Origin of the sequence: Nocardia sp. NPDC003269, assembly GCF_042888005.1 — a bacterium.
Classification (GTDB): domain Bacteria; phylum Actinomycetota; class Actinomycetes; order Mycobacteriales; family Mycobacteriaceae; genus Nocardia.
This window is the reverse complement of the sequence record NZ_JBIAPA010000002.1, coordinates 267,014-292,900: the sequence shown is the minus strand read 5'-3', so window position 1 is coordinate 292,900 and position 25,887 is coordinate 267,014. Positions and strand designations below refer to the sequence as shown.

26 protein-coding genes are annotated in these 25,887 nt (G+C 71.1%); 19 read left to right on the top strand and 7 right to left on the bottom strand.

The window, feature by feature from the left end:
- Window positions 1-39 precede the first annotated feature (39 nt).
- Window positions 40-813, bottom strand: a complete 774-nt coding sequence (locus ACFYWJ_RS12055) for an SOS response-associated peptidase (RefSeq protein ID WP_355276084.1) — start codon at window positions 811-813, stop codon at window positions 40-42.
- Window positions 814-897: 84 nt separating this feature from the next.
- Between ACFYWJ_RS12055 and aroA the strand changes: the two genes are divergently transcribed.
- Window positions 898-2,208: a 3-phosphoshikimate 1-carboxyvinyltransferase gene (gene aroA / locus ACFYWJ_RS12050; protein ID WP_355276086.1), complete on the top strand. Its 1,311-nt coding sequence runs from the start codon at window positions 898-900 to the stop codon at window positions 2,206-2,208.
- Window positions 2,205-3,206 carry a ribosome small subunit-dependent GTPase A gene (gene rsgA, locus ACFYWJ_RS12045; RefSeq protein WP_355276544.1) on the top strand — a complete coding sequence of 334 codons (1,002 nt, stop codon included), beginning with the start codon at window positions 2,205-2,207 and terminating at the stop codon, window positions 3,204-3,206. The genes aroA and rsgA overlap by 4 nt, the downstream gene beginning before the upstream one ends.
- Window positions 3,207-3,234: 28 nt before the next feature.
- Here the strand turns inward: rsgA and ACFYWJ_RS12040 are convergent, their stop codons facing one another.
- A complete protein-coding gene (locus ACFYWJ_RS12040) occupies window positions 3,235-4,104 on the bottom strand; it encodes an Ig-like domain-containing protein (protein WP_355276088.1) in 870 nt (289 codons plus the stop codon).
- Window positions 4,105-4,300: 196 nt separating this feature from the next.
- Here ACFYWJ_RS12040 and ACFYWJ_RS12035 point away from each other — a divergent pair, with 196 nt between their 5' ends.
- The 6 genes from ACFYWJ_RS12035 to ACFYWJ_RS12010 all read left to right on the top strand — a co-directional run bounded on the left by ACFYWJ_RS12035 (window position 4,301) and on the right by ACFYWJ_RS12010 (window position 8,578).
- Entirely contained in the window at window positions 4,301-4,618 is a 318-nt protein-coding gene (locus ACFYWJ_RS12035) for a hypothetical protein (protein WP_355276089.1), read from the top strand.
- A gap of 130 nt (window positions 4,619-4,748) precedes the next feature.
- Entirely contained in the window at window positions 4,749-5,831 is a 1,083-nt protein-coding gene (locus ACFYWJ_RS12030; RefSeq protein ID WP_355276091.1) for an AMP-binding protein, read from the top strand.
- Entirely contained in the window at window positions 5,831-7,201 is a 1,371-nt protein-coding gene (locus tag ACFYWJ_RS12025; RefSeq protein WP_355276092.1) for an aldehyde dehydrogenase family protein, read from the top strand. Before ACFYWJ_RS12030 ends, ACFYWJ_RS12025 begins: the two co-directional genes overlap by 1 nt.
- Window positions 7,202-7,263: 62 nt before the next feature.
- The gene (locus ACFYWJ_RS12020; protein WP_355276094.1) at window positions 7,264-7,710 is read left to right on the top strand and encodes a MarR family winged helix-turn-helix transcriptional regulator; all 447 of its coding nucleotides are present in this window, start codon (window positions 7,264-7,266) and stop codon (window positions 7,708-7,710) included.
- A gap of 95 nt (window positions 7,711-7,805) precedes the next feature.
- The gene (locus ACFYWJ_RS12015; protein ID WP_355276095.1) at window positions 7,806-8,255 is read left to right on the top strand and encodes a hypothetical protein; all 450 of its coding nucleotides are present in this window, start codon (window positions 7,806-7,808) and stop codon (window positions 8,253-8,255) included.
- Window positions 8,256-8,269: 14 nt separating this feature from the next.
- Window positions 8,270-8,578 carry an antibiotic biosynthesis monooxygenase family protein gene (locus ACFYWJ_RS12010; RefSeq protein WP_355276097.1) on the top strand — a complete coding sequence of 103 codons (309 nt, stop codon included), beginning with the start codon at window positions 8,270-8,272 and terminating at the stop codon, window positions 8,576-8,578.
- Window positions 8,579-8,603: 25 nt separating this feature from the next.
- Here the strand turns inward: ACFYWJ_RS12010 and ACFYWJ_RS12005 are convergent, their stop codons facing one another.
- The gene (locus tag ACFYWJ_RS12005; protein WP_355276098.1) at window positions 8,604-8,939 is read right to left on the bottom strand and encodes a metalloregulator ArsR/SmtB family transcription factor; all 336 of its coding nucleotides are present in this window, start codon (window positions 8,937-8,939) and stop codon (window positions 8,604-8,606) included.
- A gap of 241 nt (window positions 8,940-9,180) precedes the next feature.
- On the opposite strand from ACFYWJ_RS12005, the gene ACFYWJ_RS12000 reads away from it, so the two are divergent.
- Window positions 9,181-10,590 (top strand): FAD-binding oxidoreductase, encoded by a 1,410-nt coding sequence (locus ACFYWJ_RS12000; protein WP_355276100.1) that lies wholly within the window; start codon window positions 9,181-9,183, stop codon window positions 10,588-10,590.
- Window positions 10,591-10,801: 211 nt separating this feature from the next.
- Window positions 10,802-11,515 (top strand): hypothetical protein, encoded by a 714-nt coding sequence (locus ACFYWJ_RS11995; protein ID WP_355276101.1) that lies wholly within the window; start codon window positions 10,802-10,804, stop codon window positions 11,513-11,515.
- Window positions 11,516-11,563: 48 nt separating this feature from the next.
- Here the strand turns inward: ACFYWJ_RS11995 and ACFYWJ_RS11990 are convergent, their stop codons facing one another.
- A complete protein-coding gene (locus ACFYWJ_RS11990; RefSeq protein ID WP_355276103.1) occupies window positions 11,564-12,775 on the bottom strand; it encodes a cytochrome P450 in 1,212 nt (403 codons plus the stop codon).
- A 112-nt stretch (window positions 12,776-12,887) separates the two neighbouring features.
- Here ACFYWJ_RS11990 and ACFYWJ_RS11985 point away from each other — a divergent pair, with 112 nt between their 5' ends.
- The 6 genes from ACFYWJ_RS11985 to ACFYWJ_RS11960 all read left to right on the top strand — a co-directional run bounded on the left by ACFYWJ_RS11985 (window position 12,888) and on the right by ACFYWJ_RS11960 (window position 18,546).
- The gene (locus ACFYWJ_RS11985) at window positions 12,888-13,931 is read left to right on the top strand and encodes a 3-oxoacyl-[acyl-carrier-protein] synthase III C-terminal domain-containing protein (protein ID WP_355276105.1); all 1,044 of its coding nucleotides are present in this window, start codon (window positions 12,888-12,890) and stop codon (window positions 13,929-13,931) included.
- 6 nt (window positions 13,932-13,937) lie between these two features.
- On the top strand, window positions 13,938-14,804 hold the full coding sequence (locus ACFYWJ_RS11980; protein ID WP_355276106.1) for a hypothetical protein: 867 nt from the start codon (window positions 13,938-13,940) through the stop codon (window positions 14,802-14,804).
- Window positions 14,805-14,854: 50 nt separating this feature from the next.
- Entirely contained in the window at window positions 14,855-15,178 is a 324-nt protein-coding gene (locus tag ACFYWJ_RS11975) for a hypothetical protein (protein ID WP_355276108.1), read from the top strand.
- 82 nt (window positions 15,179-15,260) lie between these two features.
- Window positions 15,261-16,280: an NAD-dependent epimerase/dehydratase family protein gene (locus tag ACFYWJ_RS11970; RefSeq protein WP_355276110.1), complete on the top strand. Its 1,020-nt coding sequence runs from the start codon at window positions 15,261-15,263 to the stop codon at window positions 16,278-16,280.
- Entirely contained in the window at window positions 16,277-17,032 is a 756-nt protein-coding gene (locus ACFYWJ_RS11965; RefSeq protein WP_355276112.1) for a glycosyltransferase family 2 protein, read from the top strand. The genes ACFYWJ_RS11970 and ACFYWJ_RS11965 overlap by 4 nt, the downstream gene beginning before the upstream one ends.
- Window positions 17,029-18,546, top strand: a complete 1,518-nt coding sequence (locus ACFYWJ_RS11960; protein WP_355276114.1) for a class I adenylate-forming enzyme family protein — start codon at window positions 17,029-17,031, stop codon at window positions 18,544-18,546. Before ACFYWJ_RS11965 ends, ACFYWJ_RS11960 begins: the two co-directional genes overlap by 4 nt.
- A gap of 1 nt (window position 18,547) precedes the next feature.
- Here ACFYWJ_RS11960 and ACFYWJ_RS11955 read toward each other — a convergent pair whose 3' ends face one another.
- Both ACFYWJ_RS11955 and ACFYWJ_RS11950 read right to left on the bottom strand, forming a co-directional pair.
- Entirely contained in the window at window positions 18,548-19,840 is a 1,293-nt protein-coding gene (locus ACFYWJ_RS11955) for a hypothetical protein (RefSeq protein WP_355276116.1), read from the bottom strand.
- A 394-nt stretch (window positions 19,841-20,234) separates the two neighbouring features.
- Window positions 20,235-21,560 (bottom strand): amidase family protein, encoded by a 1,326-nt coding sequence (locus ACFYWJ_RS11950; RefSeq protein WP_355276117.1) that lies wholly within the window; start codon window positions 21,558-21,560, stop codon window positions 20,235-20,237.
- Window positions 21,561-21,710: 150 nt separating this feature from the next.
- Between ACFYWJ_RS11950 and ACFYWJ_RS11945 the strand changes: the two genes are divergently transcribed.
- Genes ACFYWJ_RS11945 through ACFYWJ_RS11935 form a run of 3 tightly spaced genes read left to right on the top strand, consistent with a single transcriptional unit; the run spans window position 21,711 to window position 24,309 of the window.
- Window positions 21,711-22,337, top strand: a complete 627-nt coding sequence (locus ACFYWJ_RS11945; protein ID WP_355276119.1) for an urea carboxylase-associated family protein — start codon at window positions 21,711-21,713, stop codon at window positions 22,335-22,337.
- Window positions 22,334-23,449 (top strand): NADH:flavin oxidoreductase, encoded by a 1,116-nt coding sequence (locus tag ACFYWJ_RS11940; protein ID WP_355276121.1) that lies wholly within the window; start codon window positions 22,334-22,336, stop codon window positions 23,447-23,449. Before ACFYWJ_RS11945 ends, ACFYWJ_RS11940 begins: the two co-directional genes overlap by 4 nt.
- Complete coding sequence (locus ACFYWJ_RS11935) at window positions 23,446-24,309, top strand: polysaccharide deacetylase (RefSeq protein WP_355276122.1); 864 nt, start codon at window positions 23,446-23,448, stop codon at window positions 24,307-24,309. Before ACFYWJ_RS11940 ends, ACFYWJ_RS11935 begins: the two co-directional genes overlap by 4 nt.
- On the opposite strand, the gene ACFYWJ_RS11930 is transcribed toward ACFYWJ_RS11935, so the two are convergent.
- Window positions 24,297-25,850, bottom strand: coding sequence for a PucR family transcriptional regulator ligand-binding domain-containing protein (locus ACFYWJ_RS11930; RefSeq protein ID WP_355276124.1), 1,554 nt, complete (start codon window positions 25,848-25,850; stop codon window positions 24,297-24,299). The two genes, ACFYWJ_RS11935 and ACFYWJ_RS11930, sit on opposite strands and share 13 nt — an antisense overlap.
- Between the last annotated feature and the right edge of the window lie 37 nt (window positions 25,851-25,887).

Here is a 25,887-nt window from a genome sequence, read left to right as displayed (position 1 = left end):
GCGCGAGCCGACCCGGCCCCGCCGTTTTCCGTCTCCTGGCTAGAACAGGCTCGGCACGTCCGCGGCGGGGTCGAGCAGTTCGGGCCCGTTGTTGCGCACGCTGTTGACCAGGGTCGACACCGGCCGCGCCACGATCGCCGCCACCTCGGCGGGCGAGGCACCGGCGAGCAGTTCGGCCGGCGCCGGATGGTCGGGATCGAGCCAGGCGTCCCAGTGCTCGCGCGGCATCGGCAGCGGCATCCGGTCGTGGATCTTCGCCAGGTCGCCGACCGCGTCGGTGGTGAGGATCGTGCACGACAGCAGCGGCGCGGCGTCGGGCACCTCCCGATCGCGCCACACCGACCACAACCCGGCCATGTAGAGCCGCGACCCGTCCGCGTGCGCCATGTAGTACGGCTGCTTGACGGCCTTGCCCTTCTCCGTCGGGGCGGATTCGACCAGCCATTCGTACCAGCCGTCCATCGGCACCAGGCAGCGCTTGTGCTTGGCGGCGTCGCGGAACGACGGCGCGGTGACCGCCCGGTCGGCGCGGGCGTTGAACAGCGGCTTGCCCTTGGCCGGCTTGCCGGGCTCGCCCGCCTTCGTCCAGGCCGGGATCAGGCCCCAGCGCATGCGCCGGACCCGCAGTGCCGGGTCGTCGTCGGGGGCGCCGTGCTCGTGCCGCTCCACCACGGTCAGCACCTGACTGGTCGGGGCCACGTTGTAGCTGACCGCCGATTCCTGCTGGTCCGCGTCGAGATCGGTCTCGTCGATCGCGTCGAGTTCGGCCGCCAGCCGACCCGGATTCGTGGTCGTCGCATATCGTCCGCACATACGGCCATCGTCTCACCGGGGACCGACACCCGGCGGCGACGCGACCACACCGAATTCCACACCACCCGTGTGTCCGGACCGCACATGCGCGAAGATGGGCGGGTGAGTTTCTGGCCAGCGCCCCATATCGAGGTCCCCGTCCACGCGACCGTGACCCTGCCCGGTTCGAAATCCATCACCAATCGCGCGCTCATCCTGGCCGCACTGGCCGATGGCCCGTCCACCCTCACCGGTGCGCTGCGCAGCCGCGACACCGACCTGATGATCAAGGCGCTGCAGAGCCTGGGCACCGAGATCCTCGGCGACGCCGAGACGCTCGAGGTCACCCCGGCGCCGCTGCGCAGTGCCGCCGTCGACTGCGGCCTGGCAGGCACCATCATGCGGTTCCTGCCGCCCGCCGCCGCGCTGGCGACCGGCGACGTCGCCTTCTTCGGTGACGAGCAGGCCAAGACCCGCCCGCTGACCACCATCCTCGACGCCCTGCGCAAGCTCGGTCTCGACGTCGACGGCGACGCGCTGCCGTTCGTCGTACACGGCACCGGCAGCCTGCGCGGCGGCGCGGTCACCATCGACGCCTCGGGCTCCTCGCAGTTCGTCTCCGGCCTGCTGCTCTCGGCGGCCCGCTTCGACGAGGGCATCACCGTCCACCACGACGGCAAGCAGTTGCCGTCCATGCCGCACATCGAGATGACGGTGGAGATGCTGCGCCGCGCCGACGTGACCGTGTACACCCCCGCCGACTCGCGCAGCGCGCAGACCTGGACCGTGGAGCCGGGCCCGATCCGCGCGGTCGACTGGGAGATCGAGCCCGATCTGTCCAACGCCACCCCGTTCCTGGCCGCGGCGGCGGTCACCGGCGGCGAGGTGAGCATCCCGATGTGGCCGCGCGGCACCACCCAGCCCGGTGACGTGATCCGCGAGATCCTGGTCCGGATGGGCGCCGAGGCGCGCATCTTCGACGGCGTGCTCACCGTGCGCGGCCCCGGCCGCCTGGCCGGCATCGACATCGACCTGCACGACGTCGGCGAGCTCACCCCGACCGTGGCGGCGCTGGCCGCCCTGGCCGACTCGCCCTCGCACCTGCGCGGCATCGCGCACCTGCGCGGCCACGAGACCGACCGGCTCGCGGCGCTGTCCACCGAGATCAACCGCCTCGGTGGCGATGTCACCGAGACCGAGGACGGCCTCGAGATCGTGCCCGCCCCGCTGCACGGCGGACAGTGGCACTCCTACGCCGACCACCGGATGGCCACCGCCGGCGCGATTCTGGGCCTGCGGGTGCCCGGCGTGGAGATCGAGGACATCGGGACAACGGCCAAGACGCTGCCGACCTTCGTCACCCTGTGGGAGCAGATGCTCGACCCCGCCCTATCGGGTGAGGGAGCGGCGCGCTGAGCCGCCGCGGCCGTACCGCAGCCAGCTACGACGAATCCGATGTCCGGGTCCGCCCGGGCAAGGCCTCGCGTCCGCGCACCAAGACCCGTCCGCAGCACAACGACGCCGAGGCCGCCATGGTGGTCTCGGTGGACCGCGGTCGCTGGGGCTGTGTGCTCGACGGTGACGCCGACCGGCGCATCGTCGCCATGCGGGCCAGGGAACTCGGCCGCACCCCGATCGTGGTCGGCGACCAGGTCGACGTCGTCGGCGATCTCACCGGCAAGCCCGACACCCTCGCCCGGATCGTGCGGGTCGCCGAGCGGAGCACCGTGCTGCGGCGCACCGCCGACGACACCGATCCGTTCGAGCGGATCGTCGTCGCCAACGCCGAGCAGTTGTTCATCGTGGTCGCGCTGGCCGATCCGCCGCCGCGCACCGGGTTCGTCGAGCGGGCCATGGTGGCCGCGTACGCCGGTGGGCTGGAACCGATCCTGGTGCTCACCAAACGCGATCTGGTCGCCGAATCCGAATTCGCGACCGCCTTCGATGGCCTGGACCTGAAGATCCTCTACGCCGGGATCGATGACCCGATCGAGCCGGTGCTGGAACTGCTCGACGACCGGCTCACCGCCCTGATCGGGCATTCCGGGGTCGGCAAGTCGACGATGGTGAATCGTCTTGTGCCCGATGCCTATCGGGCCGTGGGCGAGGTGTCCGGGGTGGGCAAGGGCAAGCACACCTCCACCCAGTCGGTGGCCCTCCCGCTGCCCGCCGGCGGCTGGGTGATCGACACCCCCGGCGTGCGGTCGTTCGGGCTGGCCCACATCACGCCCGACGACGTCATCGCCTCGTTCACCGACCTGGCCGACGCCATCGAGGACTGTCCGCGCGGCTGCACCCACCTGGGTCCGCCTGCCGATCCGGAGTGCGCGCTGGACCAGCTCCCCGGCACGGAGCGGCGGGTCGCCGCGATTCGTCAGCTGCTGACCGCGCTGATCTCGAACGAGACCTGGTAGCAACCGATTCCGTGCCGGGGAGGGGTGCTCAGAACCCGAAGGATCCGGTGCCGGTACCGCCGCCGTCACCCGGGCCGGGATCGGTCGGCACGTCGGCCACGGTGACCACCTTGGTGGTCGACGAGCTGGCCACGCCGCTGCGGCCGGAGAACGTCGCGCCGATGGTGTAGGCACCCGCGGCGCCCGGCGTCCACACGATCGTGGCCTTGCCGTTCGCGGCGACCGGGATGTCACCGAGGACGTTGTCGCCCGCCTTGAACTGGACGGTGCCGCCCGCCGCCGCGGGCGAGACGCTGGCCTCCAGCGTGACGGCCTTGCCGACCTGCGCGCCGGTCACGTCGGTGAGCACAGTGCTCGACACGGCGTCGCTGGACACCGTGATGTTCGGGCCCTTGCCCTGGTAGGTGCCGTCGCCGAGCGAACCGCCGTAGTGCATGGAGGTCGGCAGCGGGGTGTCGCGGGCGCAGTTCACGCCTACCTTGTACTGCACCTCGAAGGTCTGCGACTTCGGCTCGATGTTCGGGTACACCGGGTACTTGGTGATGCCGAATTCGGCGCGCACCCAGTCCGAGGACGAGGTGTCGAGCTGGACCTGGTCACCGCCCATCTTGGCCGAGCCTGCGACCGGGGTCAGGCACGCCGGGTGCAGGTCCTTGATGTTGTAGATGTATTCGACCGGGATGCCGGTGCGCTCGAACTTCGTCGTCACGGTCACGGTGTCGCCGACGACCGGGTTGGTGTTGGACACCGTCCGGGTGAACTTGCTGTTCCCGTCGTTCCAGGTGATCGTTCCCGGCGCGGCCGAGGCCGTCGCGGGCATCGCCGCCACCGCGAATCCGGCCGCCACCGCGAACGCGGCCATCGAACCGGCTACCCGCTGCACTCTTCTGTCCACCATCGTTGTCTCCCACGTACACCGGGCGCCCTCGACATCTTCGTCGAGGCGTTCCATCGCCCGAGTTGGCGAGCAGTAGATCACGCAGCGGCACCCCGGCGGATCGAAATCCGAAATGAGTCTCATTCAGATTGCGAATTCGACTCACGTTGGTTCGCGTTCCCGGCAACGGACACCCGGCGCCGGTAGCGTCTCCCCCATGAAGCCACCGGCGATCGGTTATCTGCGCCGCGACATCTCGGGTGTCGCCCAATCCTGGGACGAAACGCAGATCCGTTCCCTAGCCGAACGACTCGGCTACCGCTTCACCAAGACCGTCGTCTTCAGCGACCGCACCATGGATCCGCTCGGCCGCCTGCTCGACGTGGTGACCACCACCGAGGCCGCCGCCGTGGTCACCCCCGACCTCACCCACCTGGGCGCCGACATCCCCCACCGGTTACTCGCCGCCTGCGACATCGTCACGGTCTCCCCCGAGATCACCCACGCCCGCACGATCCCCGCCCTCCCCGCCTGATCCACCGGCGGACCATGGACGTTCCTATCGTCTGATCGACGTGGGCGCCGCCGTGGGCTCGCACGGCCTCCGGCGCGGAACGATGAACCTCGCAAAACGCCCATCTTTTGCGAGCCTCGGAGGCCGTGCCATGTGTTCCGACATCCTCGACCTGGACGCTGTCGACATCGATCCCGACGACTACGTCCAGGCCTTGATGAGCTGGCATTTCGGTGCCGACACCGGGAGTCCGTACTGGTTACGGCGGGCCGCGGAGCTCGACTTCGATCCACGGACCGACGTGCGGACCTTCGACGATCTGCGCCTGTTCCCCAACGTGATCGACGAGTTCCGCGACGTCGCGGTGGAGGATCTGATCCCGCGCGGGCTGCGCGGCGCGGATCGGGAGATCGCCGGGATCTTCGAGAGCGGCGGGACCACCGGCGCGCCGAAGCGGTTCGTGATGTTCGAGCGCTGGATGGAGTTCGCGCTGTCCTGGGACGAGCACCACTACGCCGACCTCGGGACCACGAACACCCTGGCCATCGCACCCAGCGGCCCACACATGTTCGGGGAGTTCGCGTCCCGGCGCGCCCGCAGGCACCACGGCGTGAAGTTCACCGTCGACCTGGACCCGCGCTGGATCAAGCACCTGATCGGCTCCGGTGACACCGACGGCGCCGACCTCTACGCCGAGCACCTGATCGACCAGGCCGCCGCCATCCTGACCACCCAGTCGGTCGGCATCCTCATCGCGACCCCGCCGCTGCTCGAGCGGCTGGCCCGGCGCGAGGAGCTGGTCGACGCGGTCCGCAAGCAGGTGAAGTTCCTGTGCTGGAGCGGCGCGCACATGGACGCCGACACCAGGGACATCCTGCGGCAGGAGGTCTTTCCCGGCATCCCGCTCAAGGGCCTCTACGGCAGCACCACCATCCTCGGCATGTCGCGCGAGCGCGATGTCGAGCGCGCGGACGGGCTGGCCGTGTTCGACACGCCGAGCCCCTACATCGCGTTCCGGGTGGTCGATCCGGCCACCGGTGACGACGTCGCCGACGGCGAGCGCGGCCAGGTCGTGATGAACCACCTCACCAAATACGCGCTGCTGCCGAACAATCTGGAGCGCGACACCGCGCTGCGCGCCGAGCCGGCGCCGGGCACGCTGGGCTGCGCGGTCGCCGATGTGCGCCCGGTGCAGACCTTCGCCGACAAGTCCGTCATCGAGGGGGTGTACTGATGATCGAGATCGACGCCCTCGGGCCCGCCGGCGCGTATCACGCCAGGCAGCGCATTCCGATCACCGCCTTGGACGGCACCGAAGTCGGTGAGCTGGGCCAGGTTCCGGCCCTGTTCGTCCGGCGCGCGATCGCCGCCATGCGGGCGGCGCCGACCGTCCCGGCCGCCGAACGCTTCGCGCTCATGGCGAAGGCCGCCGAGCTGTTCAGCACCGCCACCATCGGCGGGCTCGATCCCGAGGAGTACATCCGGATCGTCTCGACCGTGTCCGGGGTGCCCCAGCAGGTGGTGCGCCAGTCGGCCGAGTGGGTCGCCGAGGTCCTGCGCTCGCAAAGCGACACACTGGCTTCGGCGATGCCACAGGGCGCCGTCGCGGAATGGTCCGACGAACGCACCCGCGAGGGCGCGGGCGTGTGGGTGCGCAAGGGCGACGTCTTCGCGGTGCACGCGGCGGGCAACACCCCGGCGGTGCACGGGCTCTGGCCGGAGGCGCTGGCGCTGGGCTACAAGGTCGTCGTCCGGCCATCGGCACGCGAGCCGTTCACCGCGTTCCGCCTGGTGAGCGCGCTGCGGATGGCGGGGTTCCCGCCCGCGACGATCACCCTGCTGCCCACCGACTACGCCGCCGCCGACGTGATCATCGCCGAGGCCGACTACGCGATCGTCTACGGCGGTCAGGACGTGGTCGACAAGTACGGCACGAGCTCGCGGGTGCTCACCCAGGGCCCCGGCCGGTCCAAGATCCTGATCACCGCCGACGTGGACTGGCGGGAGCGGATCGACGTGATCGCCGATTCGGTGAGTCATCTGGGCGGCACCGCCTGCACCTGCACCACCGGGGTGCTGGTCGAAGGCGACCCGGAACCGGTGGCCCGCGCGCTGGCCGAGCGCCTGGAGCGCATCCCGAGCCTGCCCGCCGACCATCCCGACGCCATCCTCACCGTGCAGCCGCTGCCGACGGTGACGGCGATCGACGAGTACCTGCACGAGGTCGCGGGCACGGCGATACCACTGCTCGGCGGCGACACCATCGTCGACGAACTCCCCTCCGGCGGTGCGGTGCTGCGCCCGGCCGTGCACCTGGTCGACACCGCGACCGCGCCGCAACTCGGGGTCGAACTGGCCTTCCCGTGCGTCTGGGTGGGGCCGTGGCAGCCCGCGGACGGCATCGCGCCCCTGCGCGACACGCTGGTGCTGACGGCGATGACCACCCGCGCGGATCTGGTCGACGCCCTGCTGACCGAGCCGACCATCACCAATCTCTACCTCGGCGACAATCCCACCACCTGGCTGCGGCCCGGCGTTCCGCACGACGGCTACCTGGCCGAATTCCTCATGCGCTGCAAGGGCATGATCCGCTCCGGTATCTGATCCGGCGCGCCCGCGCCCGGCCTGTCCCCGCCGGGCGCGGGCGCGTACGCGAAAATGACCGGGTGACCACCGAGAACCCGCGCCCCCGGCCACCGGCGATGAGCCCGACCATCCTGGTGATCACGCTGTCGCGCCGGGTCGAGGCCGAACTGAGCGCCGGGCTGGCGCCGCTGGACCTCACGGTCGCCAGGCTCGGGCTCCTCGGGCACATCAACGGCGTGCCGGGGGCGTCGTTCAGCGAGCTGGCGCGGATGTCGGGGACGAGCGTGCAGAGCGTGCACACCGCGGTGAAGTCGCTGGTCGCGGCCGGGCTGGTGCAGGACCGCACCGCGCGCGCCGGATCGGCCTCGGCGATCGAGCTCACCGAGGCGGGCACCCGGCTGCTCGGTGAGGCGCGAAAAGTGGTGACCCAGGTCGACACTCAGCTCTTCGGACCCGACGCCGACCCGATTCAGCGGCGCGTCGGCGCGGCCATCGTCGCCGCGTTCACCGGCGCGTCGCCCGCCTGACCAGCGTTCCCACCGGACGTGACCCAGCCGACCTTCAATGTTGTTGAAACTCGAGCTAAGCTTCAGCCACATTGAAGGTCGGAGGGAGTCGACAGGTGGAACATCTCTTGCTGTCCGTGCACGTGGTCGCGGGCATCGTCTTCGTCGGGGGCTCGGCGGTCGCGACCAGCCTGTTCCCCCGCTACGCCCCGGTCGCGGCGGGCGGCCCCGATCCCGACTCGGTGCGCAGCCGCTCGGTGGCGGTCGCCCTGCACCGGATCACCGGCAACTACGCCAAACTCGCGATCATCGTCCCGGTGATCGGCATCGTCCTGGCCACCCTCCAGGGCCGGATGAACGAAATCTGGATCACCGTCGCCATGATCACCACCGCCATCGCGGGCGGCCTGCTCGCGGTGCAGATCCACCCACTCCAGCGCCAGGCCCTCGACACCCCCGACGAGGGCAAGCGCCTGAAGACGCTGTCGATGCTGGCCGGCATCTACAACCTGCTCTGGACGGCGGTCGTCGTCCTCATGATCGTCCGCCCCGGATCCGCGAGCTGAAAGAGAGAATCGATATGACCGACCAGGGTGTCACCTTCATCAATGTCATCGAAGTCCCCGCCGCCGACGTCGACGCCTTCGTCGACCAGTGGCGCGAGCGCGTCGCCCTGATGCGCACCGCCCCCGGCTTCCGTGACGTCCGACTGCACCGCGCCCTGCTGCCCGACTCCCGCTTCCAGCTGGTGAATGTCGCGCACTGGGACAGCGCCGAGGCCTGTGAGGCCGCCGGTCTGAACCCCACCGTCGTCGCGTCGGTCGACCAGGCCCGCCAAGTCGCGAGCGCCAACCCTGCCCTCTACCAGGTCGTCGCCGAATTCCCCTGAGCTGCCACACTTCTCGCCGTCGGCGTCAGGCGTGTTTGGCGCCGATGGTGTGCAGGATTTCGTGGATGATCGGGTCGGTCAGGCGGTTGGTGACCGTGCGGCCCTCCCGACTGGAGGCGACGCAGCCTTCCTGGCGCAGGACGCGCAGGGCCTGGGAGATCGCGTTCTCGGTGCGGCCGATGGCGGCGGCCAGTTCACCGACGCTGATGCCGGGGGTGCGGTGCAGGCACAGCAGGATCTCCAGGCGGTTCGGGTCGGAGAGCAGGTCGAATCGCTGGGCCCAGGCGGCGATTTCGACGTCGCCGATCGCGCGCCGACCGAGCTCGACCGGCGATCCGTCCAGTGTGCGTGGCTCTCCCATGACGACGTTCAGTTTAGTCCTCGACCGGAGTTGCTGTCCGCACGTGGCAGACCAGCATGACCCACCGAACTCCGGCATGACCGGCGCGCACCACGCCCTGGGCGTTGAACAATATCGGCGCGATCGACAGTGTCGCGGGGCGGTTGCACCAAAGGCATGGTCCGATCAACCGCCTCCCAGCCCGGCGACTGTTCGACTGAAGCCTCAGGCTGTCCTCAGCAACGCGGCTTAGCGTGCTCCCGTGACTTTCACGCAGGGGAATTCCGAGACCGAGCGGCGCAGTCTGAGTGGGTGGGGACGCACCGCGCCGACCGTCGCCGAGGTATTGCGCACACCTGATCTCGGCGTGATCGCCGAGCGGGTGCGCACGGCGGGCCCGCGCGGGGTGATCGCGCGCGGACTGGGCCGCAGTTACGGCGATCCGGCGCAGAACGGCGGCGGGCTGGTCGTCGACATGACCGCCCTGGACCGTATCCACAGCATCGATCCCGACAGCGGGATCGTCGATGTGGACGCCGGGGTCAGCCTCGACACCCTGATGCGGCGCGCGCTGCCGCACGGACTCTGGGTTCCGGTGCTGCCCGGCACCCGGCAGGTGACGGTCGGTGGGGCCATCGGGTCGGATATCCATGGCAAGAACCATCATTCGCAGGGCAGCTTCGGCAATCACGTGGTGTCGCTGGACCTGCTCACCGCCGACGGTTCGGTGCGGACGCTGACGCCGACGGGCCCCGGGTCCGAGCTGTTCTGGGCGACCGTCGGCGGCATGGGGCTGACCGGCATCGTCACCGGGGCGCGAATCCGGTTGAAGCACACCGAGACCGCGTACTTCTTCGTCGACAACGACCGCACCCGCGATCTCGACGAGACGATGGCACTGCTGACCGGCGGGTCCGACGACGGCTACGACTATTCGATGTCGGTGCCGGACACCATTTCCACGGGCGCGAAACTCGGCCGCGCCGGGTTCAGCCGTGGCTCGCTCGCGACGCTGGACCAGCTGCCGGTGAAACTCCGCAGCAAACCGTTGAATTTCGATGCACCGCAATTGTTCACTGTGCCCGATATCTTTCCGAACGGGATGGTCAACAGTGTCACGACGCGCATCGCGGCCGAGGCGGCGCATCGCATGTTCCCGCGGCGGGCGCGCGGCCGGATCCAGAATCTGACGCAGTTCTATCACCCGCTGGATCTGCTCGGCGAATGGAATCGCGCCTACGGCAGGCGCGGCTTCCTGCAGTACCAGTTCTCGATGCCGTTCGGCGCCGAGCAGCAGCTCGCCCGCGCGGTGCAGGCCATCGCCGAGTCGGGGCACCACTCGTTCCTCAACGTGTTCAAGCGGATGGGTCCGAGCAACCCGGCGCCGCTGTCCTGGCCGCACCCCGGATACATGCTGAGCTTGGACTTCCCCATCGCCGCCGGTCTCGACCGGTTCTGCCGGGAGCTCGACGAACGGGTGCTGGTCGCGGGCGGGCGGCTGTACTTCGCCAAGGACTCGCGGACCGCGCCGGAGACGATCGCGGCGATGTACCCCCGCCTGGCCGAATGGCGGCGGGTGCGCGACCTGGCCGATCCCGAGCAGGTCTTCGCCTCCGATCTCTCGCGGCGGCTCCAGCTCGTTCCGGCGGCGGTGCAGCACGTCCGACAATGACGTGTTCCAGATCACGATGACAAATTCCGAATGAAAGTTCCACTCGGCAAACGTCATTCGCGCGCGATGACGCAGATCACTGTCCGTTTTGGGTTCTTATGACATTTTAAGTTACATCTCAGCAACATTGAGTTGGACACTTGTTCATGGGTGCTCGATCGAGGGCCTGCGCTCCTCCGGGAGCATTGCCATTGAGGGAAAGACTGCATTCATGAAGATCCGCAAGGTTGCCGCAACCTCCGCACTTGTCATCGCCGCGCTCGGTATCGCCACCGGCACCTCGCACGCCGCGCCCGCCCCGGCGCCCGTTCCCGCCTTCCTCGACGGGGTGAGCCAGGGCGTGAACCAGGTGCTGCCCGGCATCAACTGGAAGACCGGCATCGAGGGCGACTCGGTCGTCGTCGAGACCGACGCCGGCTCGCTGGCCAGCGAGAACGGCCAGTTCCAGGTCCGCGACGAGCAGGGCAACGTCGTGGTCGGGTTCCCGCTCGCGTACACGCTCAACGACCTCGAGTACCCGATCGACGCCGCCATCGACGGCACCCGCGCCGTGCTCACCCCGCGCACCGAGGCGGCCTCGGCCCGGCCGTCGACCGTGCTCAAGGACGTCGTCCGGCAGGACGCCTTCGACGACGCCGTGAGCGCCGCCGCCACCCAATTCGGCATCGTCACCGCCATCGGTACCCTGGTCGGCACCCTCGTCGGTGGCGTCGCGGGCTGCGCGATCGGCGCCGCGGGCGGCCTGATCCTGGGCATCCCGGTGCTCGCCCTCGGTGGCGCGACCGGTATCGCCGGCTGCCTCGCCGGTGGCGCGGTCGGCATCCCGCTGGGCGCCGCCGCCGGTCTGGTGATCACCGGCGTGCCCGCCGCGATCGCGATCGGCATCGGCTTCAGCAACCGGATCAACGCCCCGGAAAACCAGTAGTACCCACCGCGAAGGCCCCGTCCACCGGACGGGGCCTTCGTGCTGTCGTCAGTCCGCGAGCCGGATGCGCAGCGTCTCGTAGGTGGGGATGAAGACCTTGCGCCGGTAGCGGCGCTCGACGATCTCCCACGGCCTGCCCGCCGCGGTGAGCGCCGAGAGCAACGCGGTCAGCTCGGAGTGGACGAGCTGGGCGCCCAGGCACAGATGGCGCCCGCCGCCGAACCAGAGCTGGCGGGTCTCGGGGACGTAGTCGCGGTGCACGCTGAACTCGCCGACCGCGTTGTTGATCGTCCAGGTCAGGATCTTGACGTGCTCGCCGGCCCGCAGCTCGCGGTCGGCGACGCGCACGTCGGCGGTGACCGAGCGCCCGACCAGATAGGCCGGACTGGTCACCCGCAGCGTCTCGCGCACCGCGTCGGGCAGCCGCTCGGGCGCGGCGAGCAGGGCCCGGTGCTCGCCGGTGTCGTGCATGATCGCGACCATCCTGGTCATGGCGCTGGCCAGGGTGTCGGTGCCCGCCACGGCCATCAGGATGGCCAGCCCGGCCGCGTGCTCGACGTCGAGACCGAGTTCGCGGCAGCGCCCCAGCGTGGTGTCCGGGTCCGCGCGCGCGTAGGCGGAAGGGACATTGACAGCCAGCTGCCCGGCCAGCTCCTTGGCGCGGGCCACCGCCACGGGGTCGAGCGTCGTCGAGGCCATGGTGCCGAAACCGAGGTTGACCAGCTCCTCGACGTGATGGAACAGCCGCAGGAACAGCGCGTCCAGGTTGTCGGTGGGGTCGCCGCCGATCGCCGCGGCGATGTCCTCCGGACGCATCCCGACCAGGTCGGACACACTGCGCCCGACCAGGATCTGGGCGCGCGCGGCGATGTCGACGGTCTCGCCCCCGGCCAGCCGATCGCGCAGATCCCGCAGGTCAGGACCGATGACACGCTGCACGAGCGCATCGGTGTGAGTGAGGGTGAACAGGTCGCGCACCTTGGTCCGCAGCTCGGTGTGGCCTGGTCCTTCGAACAGGTCCTCGACCCAGTCGCCGATGACCTGCGCCCACCAGTGCCCGGCGGCGCCCTCGGAGACGATGCTGAAGTGCGTGCTGTCGTTGTAGATCTGGCGCGCGACCAGCGGATCGGCAACGAACCAGCCGAGTTTGGGGACCTTGCGGATCGGGCGCGCGATCCGGCCCAGCAGCAGCACGCCGGGCAACCAGGGCTGACCTGCGGCGAGTAGGGTGAGTTCATGGCGTCGGGCAGCACTCCACACCCCGGCACAATCTAGTTGAGCGTGACCGAATAGTGAAGGTCTGTGACTAGGATCGGCGAGATGCGTTGATGGAGGACGGTGCATCGCGCGATATTCGGAAGTGAACAAGCACATGGTGAAATCCACAATCGAGGCCGTCGGCGCGTATCTGCCCGCCCGCGAGGTGACCACGGCCGAGCTGATGAGCAAGCTGGCCATCGACGCGCCGCTGGATCTGGAGAAGGTCAGCGGGGTGGCGGCGCGGCGGGTGCGCGGCGTCGACGCCGAGGGCAGGCCGGAGGATTCGTTCAGCATCGCCCTCGCCGCCGCGCGCGAGGCACTGGCGAATTCCCGGTACGCGGCCGCCGAGCTGGATGTGATCATCTCCTGCTCGATCACCCGCACCCGCGGCGAGGACTTCTGTCTCGAGCCGTCCTTCGCGCTGATGCTGCGCTCCGAGCTCGGCGCGCACCGGGCGATCCACTTCGACGTGTCCAACGCGTGCGCGGGCATGATGACCGGAGTCCTGTTGCTGGACCGGATGATTCGCTCCGGCGCGGTCCGCAGGGGCCTGGTGGTCTCCGGCGAGTGCATCACCCCGATCTCCGACACCGCGGTGCGCGAGATCGCGCAGAAGTACGACCCGCAGTTCGCCTCGCTCACCGTCGGTGACGCGGGCGCGGCCGTGGTCCTCGACGCCACCGACGGCCCCGGCCTGGACTACGTGGAACTCAACACCAGCGCCGCCTTCGCGAAGCTGTGCCTCGGCATGCCGAGCGACCAGGGTCCCGGCGTCGCGCTCTACACCGACAATCGCGCGATGCACAACGAGTCCAGGTACCTGCTGTGGACCTCGCGGCAGCGCGAATTCCTCGCCGCCCGTGGCTCCGACTTCGCCGCCGAGGGCTACGACTACCTGATCCATCACCAATTCAGCGGTCCCGCGGTCGAATTGATCGACAAGATCGCCGAGCGCGAGTTCGACTCCCCGATGCCGCCGAAGCTGGCCGTGCTGGATCGCTACGGCAACACCGCGTCGACCTCGCACTTCGTGGTGCTGCACGACGCGCTGCGGCAGGGCCTGATCGCCCCGGGGTCCAAGGTGCTGCTGGTGCCCGCCGCGTCCGGAGTGGTCGCCGGGTTCTTGTCGGTGACAATCGGCGATCTGCGGGTATAGGACAGTATGGGAATCATCATTTCTTCGGCCGTCACACAGACCGGTGGCGTCAGCTCGGTGGGTCAGGCGGCGGCCGCCGCCGGCGCCGCGCTGACCGCCGCCGGATGTCCGCCGGAACAGGTCGACGCGCTGATCAATGTCGGGGTCTACCGCGACGCGAACCTCGTCGAACCGGCGGTGGCCGCGCTCATCCAGCAGGCGGCAGGCATCGGCCTGGAGTACCGGCCCGGTGACGTGCCCTGCCTGTCGTTCGACCTGATGAACGGCGCGTGCGGCCTGGTCAACGCCGTCGGCGTGGCCACCTCGCTGCTGGCCGACCTGCCCACCGGACACGTGGTCGTCGTCTCCGGTGACGCGCATCCGTCGATGCGGGCGGACGCGGACTTCCCGTTCGAGCCGGTCGGCGCGGCACTCGTGCTCGAGAACTCCTCCGCCGCAGCCGGTTTCGGCGGTGTGCACGTGAGCGCCGGTGACGCGCTGCCCGATCCGCAGGGCTACGTGACGCTGTCGGCGATGGGCGCGACCGGGCGTTCGGCTCTGACCGTCGAACTCGGCACCGGCACCGCCGAACTCGTCGAGCACGCGGCGGTCGCGGCCCGCGAAGCCCTGGCGGCCGACGATCTCGACGCCGCGCGGGTGGTCCTGGTGTGCGGCAGGCCGACCCCCGAGTTCGCCACCGAGCTGGCCGCCGAACTCGGCATCGGCACCGTGATCACCGACGACTTCGCCGGCGACGCGCACACCTCCGCGCTCACCGCCGCCTACGTGGCGGCGCGGGACGCCGGGCTCGTCGACCGGCCGCTGCTGTTCGTCGCCGCCGACGGCGGGCCGACCGCCGCGGCCGTGACCTACCGTGGGCCGGGGGTGCGGTGATGACCACGCACGCCGTGTCGACAGCGAACGGAAACAAGGAGAGGTGGACGGTGACCGCACCGCAGCAGACTCAGGCGCGCCATCGCGCGACGACGGCGCAGGCCCCGAGCAAGGCGACCGTGCTCGCCCTGCGGACGGTCCCGGTGCTCGGCTGGGCCTACGTGGTCCTCGGAATCGTGCGGCCGTTCCGGTCCCGGCTGGCGAAGCTCGCGTTCTGGATCGACCTGGCGCTCAGCGTCGGCGCGCACCTCGCCCAGATCCCGGCCGCGCGCAAGGTGGCCGCCGAGCACGGAATCGGGCCCGGCCGGGCCGCCGCGATGACGATGCTGCTCGGCGCGACCTGGTGGAAGACGCTGGGCGAGGCCACTCGGTGAGCCCGGCGTCGGCCGCGGCGAACGACCACCGGGACCGGTGCGTCCCAGTGGGCCCGCCGCGTCCGCGCCGTAGGGTGACGCGATGACTGTGCTGGTGACGGGGGCGAGCGGGTTCGTCGGCGGGGCGATCGTGCGCGCGCTGCTGGCGCGTGGCGTGCCGGTCAGGGCGATGGTGCGCGAGCCGTCGAGCGCCCCGGCGGGCGCCGAGGTGGCGGTGGCCGATCTCGCCGACACGGCGGCGCTGGCCCGCGCGGTCACCGGGGTGCGGGCCGTCGTGCACGCCGCGGCCCTGCTCGGCGAGTTCGGACGCCCGGCGGAGTTCTTCGCGGTGAACGTCGCCGGGACGGACCGGCTGATGCAGGAGGCCGCCGCGGCGGGTGCCGAACGGTTCGTCTTCATCGGCAGTCCGAGCGCGCTGATGGCGCCCGACGGCGGCGATCAGCTGGGGATCGACGAGACGACCCCGTATCCGGCCCGCTTCCTCAACAGCTACTGCGAGACCAAGGCGGTGGCCGAACAGCTGGTGCTGGCGGCCGATACCCCGACGTTCACGACGTGCTCGCTGCGGCCGCGGGCCGTCTGGGGCCCGGGGGACCGACGCGGTCCGATCGTGCAGATCCTGGCGAAGTTGCGGGCGGGCCGCCTGCCCGACCTGTCCGGCGGCCGCGAGGTGCGCGCGTCGCTGTGCTACATCGACCACCTGGTGCGGGCCGTGGAACTGGCGCTCGAGGCCGAGAAGATCAGCGGGCGCGCCTATTTCGTCGCCGATGCCGAGCCGGTGGCGGTGTGGCCGACGATGGCCGCGGTGGCGCGGCGATTCGGGCTGGCACCGCCGAGTGTCGTCGTGCCCGCGCCGGTGCTCGGTGGGGCGCTCGCGGCGATCGAGACGGTGTGGCGGATTCCGGCGGTCGCGCAGCGGTGGACGCCGCCGCTGTCGCGCTACGCGGTCGCGCTGGTCACCCGGTCGGCGACCTACGACCTCACCCGCGCCGAACGCGAACTCGGTTACCGGCCGACCGTGCCGTTCGCGGAGGGGCTGGATCGCTTCCACGCGTGGGTCACCGAGATCGGCGGGCTCGACCGGCTGGTGGCCGACCTGTGAGCGGCGGCCTGTGGGTGGTGATCCCCGCCTTCGACGAGGCGCGCGGGATCGGCGCGACCCTGAATGCCATTGCCGCGCAACGCGATACCGATTTCCGGGTGGTCGTGGTCGACAACGATTCCAGTGACGGGACCGCCGGCATCGTGCGGGCCTTCGCCGCCGCGCATCCGGTGCCCGTCATCGAGGTGATCGGCGAAGCGCAGAAGGGCACCGGGGCCGCCGCCGACACCGGCATGCGGTACGCGATCGCCCAGGGCGCGACGCGGCTGGCCCGCACCGACGCCGACTGCCTGCCCGCGCCGGACTGGATCGAGCGGATCAACGCCGGGTTCGACGCGGGGTTGCGGCTGATCAGCGGGCAGCTGATCCCCCGGACCGACGAAGGAGTCTCCTGGCGCGACCGCACGATCATCCGGGTCGCGCTCGAGGTGGCCTCGGCCTTCGGCAAGGTGCGCTCGGGCAATCGCGATCCGAAATATCTCGGACCGTATGTGATGACGCCGGGCTGCAATATGGCGATCACCGCCGAGTTGTACACGGCCGCAGGAGGATTCCCGCGCACCGCCATCGAGGACCTGCACGAGGACCGGGCCCTGGTCAACGCGGTGCGCACGATCACCACCGACTACGGCCTGCGCCGTGATGTCCGGGTGTACGGCTCGAACCGGCGGGTGCGGGCGTGGGGTATCCGCAAGACGCTGGCCTGGTACGCCGATCACCGCTACCGGCCCGAGATCGTCGATATCCGATGACCGCCGACTTCCTCGCCCACCTGGCGATGCAGGCCGATCGCATTCCCGACGCCTCGGCGCTGGGCACGGTCGGCCAGCGCGCGCTGACCTATCGCGAGCTCGTCGACACCGTCGACCGGGTCGCGGCCAATCTGGGGGCGGCCGGGTTCGCGCCCGGCGATCGGATGCTGTTCTCGATCCGTCCGAGTGTGGCCTCGGTGACCTTGATCTTCGGGGTGATCGCGGCGGGTGGCACGATCGTGTTCGTCGACCCCGGCATCGGTCCCGACCTGTTCGCTCAGCGGGTGGCGGTGGTCGAACCCACCTGGGCGGCCACCGAATCGCTGCTGTACGCGGTGAGCGGACCGCTCGCGGGATTCGGGCGCAAGCGCGGGCTCAGCCTGCCGCGCTTCGGCGCGCTGGAGGTGCGGCACATCCACAGTGGCGCGTGGCTGCCCGGCGTGCCCGCAGGCTCGATTCCCCTGCGCCGCTTCACCGGTCGGGCGGCCGGGTCGTCGACGGTACCCGCCGATCCCGACGCGGCGGCCTTGATCGTGTTCACCTCCGGCACCACCGACGACCCGAAAGCCGTGGTGCACACCCGTGCTTCGCTCGGTGCCGGGCTGGCCGCGATGGGCGGCCGGACCAGCCTGGCCCCCGGCGCGTTCCTGCACACCGAGCAGCTGATGATGGGGCTGCCCGCTTTGATGGCGGGCGCGCGCTGGGCGATGCCGCCGTATCCGCGGTTCGGCACCCACATCGATCCGGTGCGCTTCACCCACGGGTTGCGCAGCGCCACCCACGCCTTCTACACCCCCGCCGACCTGGCCGCCGCGCTCGACGCGCTCGAGGCCGGTGCGATCACCGCACCCACGTACCTGCGCCAGGTCGCCCTCGGTGGGGCGCCCGTCACCTCGGCGCTGCTGCGGCGGGCGCGGAAGTCGTTGCCCAGCACCGAGTTCCTGGCGATCTACGGCATGACCGAGATCCTGCCGGTCGCCGTCACCAACGACGTGGCCAAGCTCGCGCACGAGGGCGACCTGCTCGGCGCGCCCGTCCCCGGGGTGCGGGCGCGCATCGCCGCGGACGGCGAACTCGTCCTGGCCGGACCGAACCTGTGCCGCGGCTACCTCGGCGCCGAGCCGCTGACCGAGGTCCCCACCGGTGATCTGGCCCGCTGGGACGGCGAGCAGCTCGTGCTCACCGGCCGCAAGAAGGACATGATGATCCGCGGCAAGACCAATATCTACCCCGGCCTGTACGAACCGGTGATCACCGCGATCGCCGGGGTACGCGAGGCGATCATGGTCGGCCTGCCCGACGAGATCGGCGACGAACGCATCGTCCTCGCCGTCGTCCCCGACCCCGGCACCGGCGATATCGCGACCCTGCTCCGCACCCGCCTCCCCCACCTCATCGACACCACCGCCGTCCCCGACGACATCGTCATCGTCGACAAGATCCCGGTCAGCGGCCGCACCAACAAACCCGACCGCGCCACCCTCCGCGACCAGCTGCGCGCCCACCTGGGCTAGCTCAGCGGGTCAGGGCGGTGTGGGTGTCGTCGGCGAGGGATTCGATGGTGGGGCGTGGGAGCAGGGTGTCGACGTAGCAGAAGGTGATCGACATCGTCGTGTCCAGGGTGGCGACGGCGACCGTGAGGGCGCTGGCGCAGGAGTTGGTGCCCGCGACCGTGAGGGCCGTGATCGGGAGGGGCTCGGGGGTTTCGGGGGCGGTGAGGCGGCCGAGGTTGCTCAGGGTGACGTTCCAGGGGGCGCGGCGGTCGACGAGTTCGACCGCGCGCCTGCCGGATTCGAGGGAGCGCGGGCAGCCGTAGCGGATGGCGGCCAGGGCGCTGAGGTCGGCGTGCCGGTCGAGGCGGTGGGCCAGTTGGGATCCGGCGGCACGCGCGGCGTCCCAGAGGGAGTCGGCCGGGCCGAAGGGCACGAACGTGGGGACCACGGCGGTGAACATGCCCGGCTCGTCGTCGGCGGGCGGTGGCACCAGGCGGGAGCGCAGGTCGACCGGGATGCCGATCGCGGCGATGCCGGAGCCACGGGGCCGGTTCAGTGCGCCCAGCGCCTGGGCGAGGGCGGCGGCCAGCGCGGCGTTGACGGTGACGCCCGCGCGCTGACAGCGGGCGCGGAGCGCGGCGAGCTCGTCGCCCTCGACGGTGCGGAGCACGGTGCGGGTGCGGCGGGCGGGCAACGGCGGCGGGGTGCCGGGGATACCGACGGCGCGCCGGAAGGTCGCGGTGAGCTGGCCGGTGAGGTTGGTGCGCAGGCACCGGAGCAGGCCGGTGTGCGCGGACGGGATCAGGTCGTCGGCGGCCGGGATCGGGGTCCGGACGGTGTCGGGCGCGGCGGCGCCGAAGGCGACTGCGAGCAGGCGTGAGCCGAGGGCGGCCATCGAGCGGCCGTCGATCAGCACGTGCGAGAAGACCAGGATCAGGTCGTGCAGTTCGTCGGAAGTGCCGGGGCGCCAGACCAGATCGATGAGTCTGCCCGGCGCGGTCGCGAGGTCGACCGGGGTGACGAGCTGCTCGTCGAAGACGGCGTGCCACTCGTCCGGATCGTCGACGATGCGGTGCAGGACCGGCAGATGCGGATCGGCGGCGGGCACGAACCGAGGTCCCGGCGCGACGACCACCCGCAGCAGCGGGAATTCGGCGACCACCGCGGTCGCGGCCTCCTCCAGGCGATACGCGCCGATCGGCCCACGCACCCGCAGCCGGACCACGCAATTGGCCGGGGACAGTTGATCAACCAGCCAGAACCAGCGCTCCGACGGCGACAGCGGACGATCGATCTCGCCGTCGCGCACCCTCACGCCGTCCTCCTCCACACCTCACCCGGACCTGCGCGCCACGTTCCACACGCACTCGTTCGAGAGTACGGCCGCAGCTCGGCCGGGGCGCGAATCACGCGGTTCCCGGTGTGCCGGAGAGCCCGGCCTGCGATCGACCTCGCTGCCACCGGCTGCTTACGCGGAGCGACCGCTGCCCTGCGATCTCGTTGCGCCACAGTCCGGTTGGGGTGCCGTGCGGTGCGGCGACCCGGCACCCAGCCGTGAGCAGGCCCGCTGAGCCGGCGCCGCAACCGCGATACGCCGGCAGGGCCGATGGCGCCGGTCGAGAGATCCACGACCGATCGGCGTGTGCCGTTCGATGGGCAGACGCGGTCGCTACAGCTATCCCGATCTCGGCGTTCGACTCGTCGGCCAGCTACGGGTGCAGGACTCGCTCGGTCCAGGCGGCGTCGCTGAGCAGTGCGCTGTCCGCACCGCCGGGCTTGGACAGCAGCGCGGCATGGCCAGGGCGTCCGAGTGCGGTGGGCAGGCTGATCCCGCAGCCGCCGAGGTAGCTGAGCACCATCGTGGTGCGCAGGATCGTGGCGTTGGCGGCGTCGTAGGTGTCCTGGTCGGCGAGCAGGTCGGGGATGCGTGGCGGCAGGTGGCGGATCGGCGGGCAGAGCAGCGTCGCATCGCCCAGCTCGGCGGCGAACTCGGCGCGCAGGCCGGGCAGCGCGGCGTACACCGGGGCGATGGTGGTCGCAGTGCCGGCATTGCCTTCGAGACGGCGGCGGGTCGCGGGCTCGATCGGCATCGTCGAGCGCAGCCGGTGGCTGTGCAGGCGATAGGCCTCGGCGCCGACGATCGTGCCGTGGTCGTCCAGCAGTCGCTGGGCCGCGCTGAGGGAAGGGAATCCGCGCACCACGACGGTCGCGCCCGCCGCGCGCAACCGGGCGACGGTGCGGGCGAAGTCGTCGGCGATCGATGTCGCGAGGTCCTCGGTCCATTCGCCGGTCGGCACAACGAACCGTGGCCCGCCGGACGGCACGGGTCGGACCGAAGGCCGGGAGCCCGGCGGCAGCAGTAGCTCGTCGAGGGCCGCGATGTCGGTGACGGTGGTGGCGAAGAGGCCGATGCTGTCGAGGGTCGGCGACAGCGGGGCGAAGTCGTGCGGGCCGTATCGTCCTGGGCTGGCGCGGAATCCGACGATCCCGCAGAGGGCGGCGGGGATGCGGACGGAGCCGGAGGTGTCGGTGCCGACCGCGAGGGGGACCAGTCCGCGCGCGACGGCGACGGCTGATCCGGCGGACGATCCGCCGGGGATCATGTCGGGGGCCAGGGGGTTGGCGGGGGTACCGAACCGGGTGTTGATGCCGAGGCCGGAGAAGGCGAACTCGCTCAGGGTGGTCTTGCCGACGGTGATCAGGCCGCGGTCGTGCGCCCGGCGCACGAGCAGGCTGTCGACGGCGGCGGGTTCGTCGTGCTGGTGGCTGGCCGAACCGCAGGTCGTGACGGTGCCCTGGACGTCGAACAGATCCTTCCACACGATCGGCACACCGTCGAGAGCACTGCGCCGGAGCCCACGCGCGGCCCGGCGATCACTCGCCGCGGCCTGGAGGCGGGCGCGCTCACCGGTGACCGTCACCAGGATCGCGGCCGAATCAGGCTGTCGCACACGAGCGATCGCGGCTTCGATCACCGCTGTCGCGGTGGTTTCGCCGGTGGCGACGGCACGGGCCGTGACGAGAGCGGTGGCCATGCGCGGCACTCCTCGGCATCGATGGAACGGACCACCGCACGCTATCGCGACCGCGATCACCCGGGGCATGGTGAAACATCCATTCGAGCCGCAATACAGTGGTGGTATCTCCATAGCACCCGAGGTCCGTCCACCGGTTGACTGAACGGCATGACAACGACGAGCTACCCCGAGCCGGTGCTGGTACCGGCCAGGCAGGCCAGGTCGGTGCTGCTGCGGACCGGCGATCGCCTGCGGATCACCGATATCGCCGGTGGCCAGGTCGGTGACGTCTTCGCCTACCACGCCGACGACCTCACCGAGCAGCACAGCGCCGCGCACACCCGCACCCACACCAGCCGCCTGTTCCCGGCGCTGGGCGAGGCGTTCGTGACCAACCGGCGCCGCCCGATCCTCACCTACCTCGCCGACACCTCCCCCGGCGACCACGACATGCTGATCGCCGCCTGCGACCCGGAACGCTATGCGGCATACGGCGATCCGGGCCACGCCAGCTGTGCGGAGAACCTGATCCGGGCGCTGGCCGAGCGGGGACATCCGGCGCCGTCGCACATCCCGCAGCCGATCAACGTGTTCATGCGGATCCCCGTCGCCGCCGACGGCGAGCTGTCCTGGCTGGCCGCCCCGACCCGGCCCGGCGACGCGATCACCCTGCGCGCCGAGATGCCGTGTCTCGTCGTCGTCTCGTCCTGCCCGCAGGACCACAACGTCATCAACGGGGCTGGCCCGAGCCCGCTGTCCCTGACCGTCCTGACCACCGAGGAGAAGAACCGATGACCACCACCGACCTCGCCCATCCCGCCCTCGCCCCGTTCGATCTCGGCACCCTGCGCCTGCGCAACCGCTTCACCGTGGCCCCGATGACCCGGATCTCGGCCACCGCCGACGGCACCCCGACCGCGCAGATGGCCGGGTACTACCGCGAATTCGCCGCGGGCGGCTTCGGCCTGATCACCACCGAGGGCATCTACCCCGACGCCGCGCACAGCCAGGGCTACCACGGTCAGCCCGGCCTGGTCACCGACGCGCACGTCGCCGGGTGGCGGACGGTGGTGGACGCGGTGCACGCAGAGGGCGTGCCGATCGTCGCCCAGCTGATGCACGCCGGCGCCATCTCCCAGGGCAACTCCTACTGCAACGGGACGATCGGGCCGTCGGCGGTCGCGCCGCCGGGACGGATGATGGCCGACTACGGCGGTGTCGGCGGCCCGTGGAGCGCGCCGAGGGAGATGACCGCCCGCGATATCGACGAGGTGATCGCCGGTTTCGCCGCCGCGGCCGCGAACGCGAAGGCCGCCGGGTTCGACGGCGTCGAGATCCACGGGGCCAACGGCTACCTGCTCGACCAATTCCTCACCGGCTACACCAATCTGCGCACCGACGAGTACGGCGGCCCGGTGCGCGACCGGGTCCGGCTGCACGTGCGCGTGCTGGACGCGGTCCGCGCGGCGGTGGGCGAGCTGCCGGTCGGCGTACGACTGTCGCAGACGAAGGTCAACGACTTCACCTACCGCTGGCCCGGCGGCGCCGACGACGCGCGGGTGATCTTCGGCGCGCTGGCCGAGGCGACCTACCTGCACATCGCCAGTGAGGGCCGGAACTTCCTGGAGACCGCGCGCCTGGCCGACGGCACGACGATCACCCAGCTCGCCCGCGAGGTGACCGGCAAGCCGGTGATCGCCAACGGCGGCATGCACGCGCTGCCCCAGGCCGCCGACGTCCTCACCGGCGGGCACGCCGATCTGCTCTCGCTCGGCACGGGCGCGCTCGCCAATCCCGACCTGCCGCGCCGGGTCGAGACCGGACGTCCGCTCGACCCCTTCGACCGTGAGATGCTGCACCCCATGGCGAACCTGGACACCGCGGCGGCCTGGCGCGCACGCCGATGACGTCGTGGACCCGTGGCGCGGCCGCCGTCGCGACCCTGACCTTCGACGTGGACGCGGAAACGCCGATCCTCGCCGAGGGCAGGCGCTACGCCGAGCACCCGATGGTGATGTCGCACCAGTCCTACGGACCCGATGTCGGCGTGCCACGGATCCTCGACCTGCTCGACGAACTGGCCGTGCCCGCGACGTTCTTCGTGCCCGGCTGGGTGGCGGAGCGGCGTCCTGGACTGGCCGCCGCGATCGTCGATCGCGGCCACGAGGTCGCCCACCACTCCTACAGCCATCGGGCACCCACCTCGCTGCCGCCGGGCGCCGAGCGCGCGGATTTCGTTCGGGCACTGGAGGTCTTCGCGGCCCAGGGCATCGAGATCGCCGGACACCGGGCGGCGATGTGGAGCGCCAGCCGCGAAACCCTCGCGCTGGTGGCCGAATACGGACTGACCTACGACTCCTCGCTGATGGGTGACGACCGGCCGTACCTGGTGCCGGGCGCGACCGCGCCGGTGGTGGAACTGCCGGTGCACTGGTCGCTCGACGACTGGGAGCAGTACGCGTATCTGCCGGAGCCGCGGATCGGGTCGGTCATCGAGTCGCCGGACAAGGTCGAGCGGATGTGGCGGGCCGAACTGGACGGGATGCGGCACTACCGGTGCCTGTTCAACGTGTGCATGCACCCCTTCCTCACCGGGCGGCCGGGCCGGATGCTGGCCCTGCGCACCCTGATCCGCTACGCGCAGGACTGCGGGGACGTGACGTTCGCGCGCTGCCGGGACGTGGCGGCCTGGGCCGGCGCCGACGCCGCGACGCCGGTGCGCCCGCTGCCCACCTACGACGTGGATCCGGCGGTCTATCCCGGCTGAGGGTCGGCCGCGAATGCCAGGAACAGGTCGACGGTGTCGGCGAGCCGGTGCACATCGCGGCCGGTCAGCTCCGTGATCCTGGCCATCCGGTTGCGCAGGGTGTTGACGTGCACGTGCAGCGCCGCCGCCGTGACGCCCCACTGGCCGTCGTTGACGAGAAAAACGCGCAGGGTGTGCTCCAGTTCGGTGCGCGCGCGGGCGTCGTGCGCGCGCAAAGCGCCGAGAACCTGACCGGCGAAACGCTCCAGCACCCGGGCATCGAGCAGGCCGAGCAGCATCCGGTGGGTGGCGATGTCGGCGAAGGTCGCGGTGTCCGGACCGGTCTGCGCGCGCAGTACCTGGCAGACCTCCCGCGCCCGGACCAGCGGCTCACGCAGCCCCGCCGCGGTGGCGGCGATGTCGCCCACGCCGATGACGACGCGGGCGGCCGCCGCGCGGCGGGCGACCTCGCCGGAGAGCTCGACGGCGAAGCGGGCCGGTTCGTCGGCGGCGCCCGGCCACGGGCACACCGCCACCACATCGCGGCTGCCCGCGGCGGTGAACACCGGGATGCCGTGCGTGGCGAACACGGTGCCCGCCGCGTCGGCGATGTCGTCGAGCGCCACGTCCTCGCCGGCGAGCGCGAAGACCGCCAGCGGTCCGTCCGACGGCACGCCGTAGGCCCGCAATCGCCTGCGCACCTCGTCGTCGCGACCGGGGCCGGACAGGATCATCTCGAGCAGCTCGGCGGCGAAGCGGGCCTCGATCGCTTGCACCGCTTGCTGTTTGGCGACCTCGAGGCTCAGGAACCGCGCCGCCTGGTCGAGGGCCTCCCGATCGGCGGCGGTCAGCGTCGCCGCCGGCTCCAGGCAGTAGAGCCCGGCGTCGATCTCCCCCATCGCGCCCTCGACGAGGTAGAGCGCCGACGGTCCCGATCCGAGCAGGTTCACCTCGAGCGGCGGCGGCGTGCGGGTGAGCGCGGCGGCGGCCGCGCGGATCTGCTCGGCGGTCGGCTCACAGCCGATGGCGGCCAGACAGCGGCCCCGCCGATCGACCACCAGCAGCGGCAATTCCGTCTCGCCACGCAGGATTTCGAGGACGCCCGCCGCACCGCTGCCCCGCGACAGGGCGGTGGCCAGCGCGTCGCCCCGGCGCACCGTGGCGGTCAGCTCGGCCTGCAGGACTTCGTTCTGGATGCCGGCGGCGGCGCGGGTGAGCGCGGCGAACGGCACCCCGATACACAGCTCGATCAGGGGCAGGTCGCGCTCGCGGCACAGGTCGACGAGCTCCGCGGGCAGCATCGGAGTCTGCGCGGTCAGCCCGAAGACCAGACCGGCCGCACCCGCCCCGGCCAGCGCGTCGACGAAGCGCGCCGCGGACACGTGCGGCTGCCACAACCCGTTGGTCAGCACCAGCTCGCCGGGGCGGACGTAGGGCGACGGGTCGGGCAGCTCGGTGGTGTGCAGCCAGCGGATCTCGGCGGCCAGGCGATCGGTGAGTTCCGGCGTCACGATCCGCAGGCCGAGCGCGGGATCGGCGACCAGTCGGCTGATGGTCAACACCCAGCGAATCTACCCACCGATCCGGCCGGGATGCTCA

Excerpts from the sequence above, each read along its gene's own strand:
- ACFYWJ_RS12055 (WP_355276084.1), bottom strand. The coding sequence starts at position 813 with ATGTGCGGACGATATGCGACGACCACGAATCCGGGTCGGCTGGCGGCC.
- ACFYWJ_RS11960 (WP_355276114.1), top strand. The coding sequence starts at position 17,029 with ATGACCGCCGACTTCCTCGCCCACCTGGCGATGCAGGCCGATCGCATT.
- ACFYWJ_RS11970 (WP_355276110.1), top strand. The coding sequence starts at position 15,261 with ATGACTGTGCTGGTGACGGGGGCGAGCGGGTTCGTCGGCGGGGCGATC.
- ACFYWJ_RS12010 (WP_355276097.1), top strand. The coding sequence starts at position 8,270 with ATGACCGACCAGGGTGTCACCTTCATCAATGTCATCGAAGTCCCCGCC.
- ACFYWJ_RS12030 (WP_355276091.1), top strand. The coding sequence starts at position 4,749 with ATGTGTTCCGACATCCTCGACCTGGACGCTGTCGACATCGATCCCGAC.
- ACFYWJ_RS11980 (WP_355276106.1), top strand. The coding sequence starts at position 13,938 with ATGGGAATCATCATTTCTTCGGCCGTCACACAGACCGGTGGCGTCAGC.
- ACFYWJ_RS11935 (WP_355276122.1), top strand. The coding sequence starts at position 23,446 with ATGACGTCGTGGACCCGTGGCGCGGCCGCCGTCGCGACCCTGACCTTC.
- ACFYWJ_RS12040 (WP_355276088.1), bottom strand. The coding sequence starts at position 4,104 with ATGGTGGACAGAAGAGTGCAGCGGGTAGCCGGTTCGATGGCCGCGTTC.
- ACFYWJ_RS11945 (WP_355276119.1), top strand. The coding sequence starts at position 21,711 with ATGACAACGACGAGCTACCCCGAGCCGGTGCTGGTACCGGCCAGGCAG.
- aroA (WP_355276086.1), top strand. The coding sequence starts at position 898 with ATGCGCGAAGATGGGCGGGTGAGTTTCTGGCCAGCGCCCCATATCGAG.
- ACFYWJ_RS12035 (WP_355276089.1), top strand. The coding sequence starts at position 4,301 with ATGAAGCCACCGGCGATCGGTTATCTGCGCCGCGACATCTCGGGTGTC.
- ACFYWJ_RS11950 (WP_355276117.1), bottom strand. The coding sequence starts at position 21,560 with ATGGCCACCGCTCTCGTCACGGCCCGTGCCGTCGCCACCGGCGAAACC.
- ACFYWJ_RS11995 (WP_355276101.1), top strand. The coding sequence starts at position 10,802 with ATGAAGATCCGCAAGGTTGCCGCAACCTCCGCACTTGTCATCGCCGCG.
- ACFYWJ_RS11985 (WP_355276105.1), top strand. The coding sequence starts at position 12,888 with ATGGTGAAATCCACAATCGAGGCCGTCGGCGCGTATCTGCCCGCCCGC.
- ACFYWJ_RS12025 (WP_355276092.1), top strand. The coding sequence starts at position 5,831 with ATGATCGAGATCGACGCCCTCGGGCCCGCCGGCGCGTATCACGCCAGG.
- ACFYWJ_RS11940 (WP_355276121.1), top strand. The coding sequence starts at position 22,334 with ATGACCACCACCGACCTCGCCCATCCCGCCCTCGCCCCGTTCGATCTC.
- ACFYWJ_RS12005 (WP_355276098.1), bottom strand. The coding sequence starts at position 8,939 with ATGGGAGAGCCACGCACACTGGACGGATCGCCGGTCGAGCTCGGTCGG.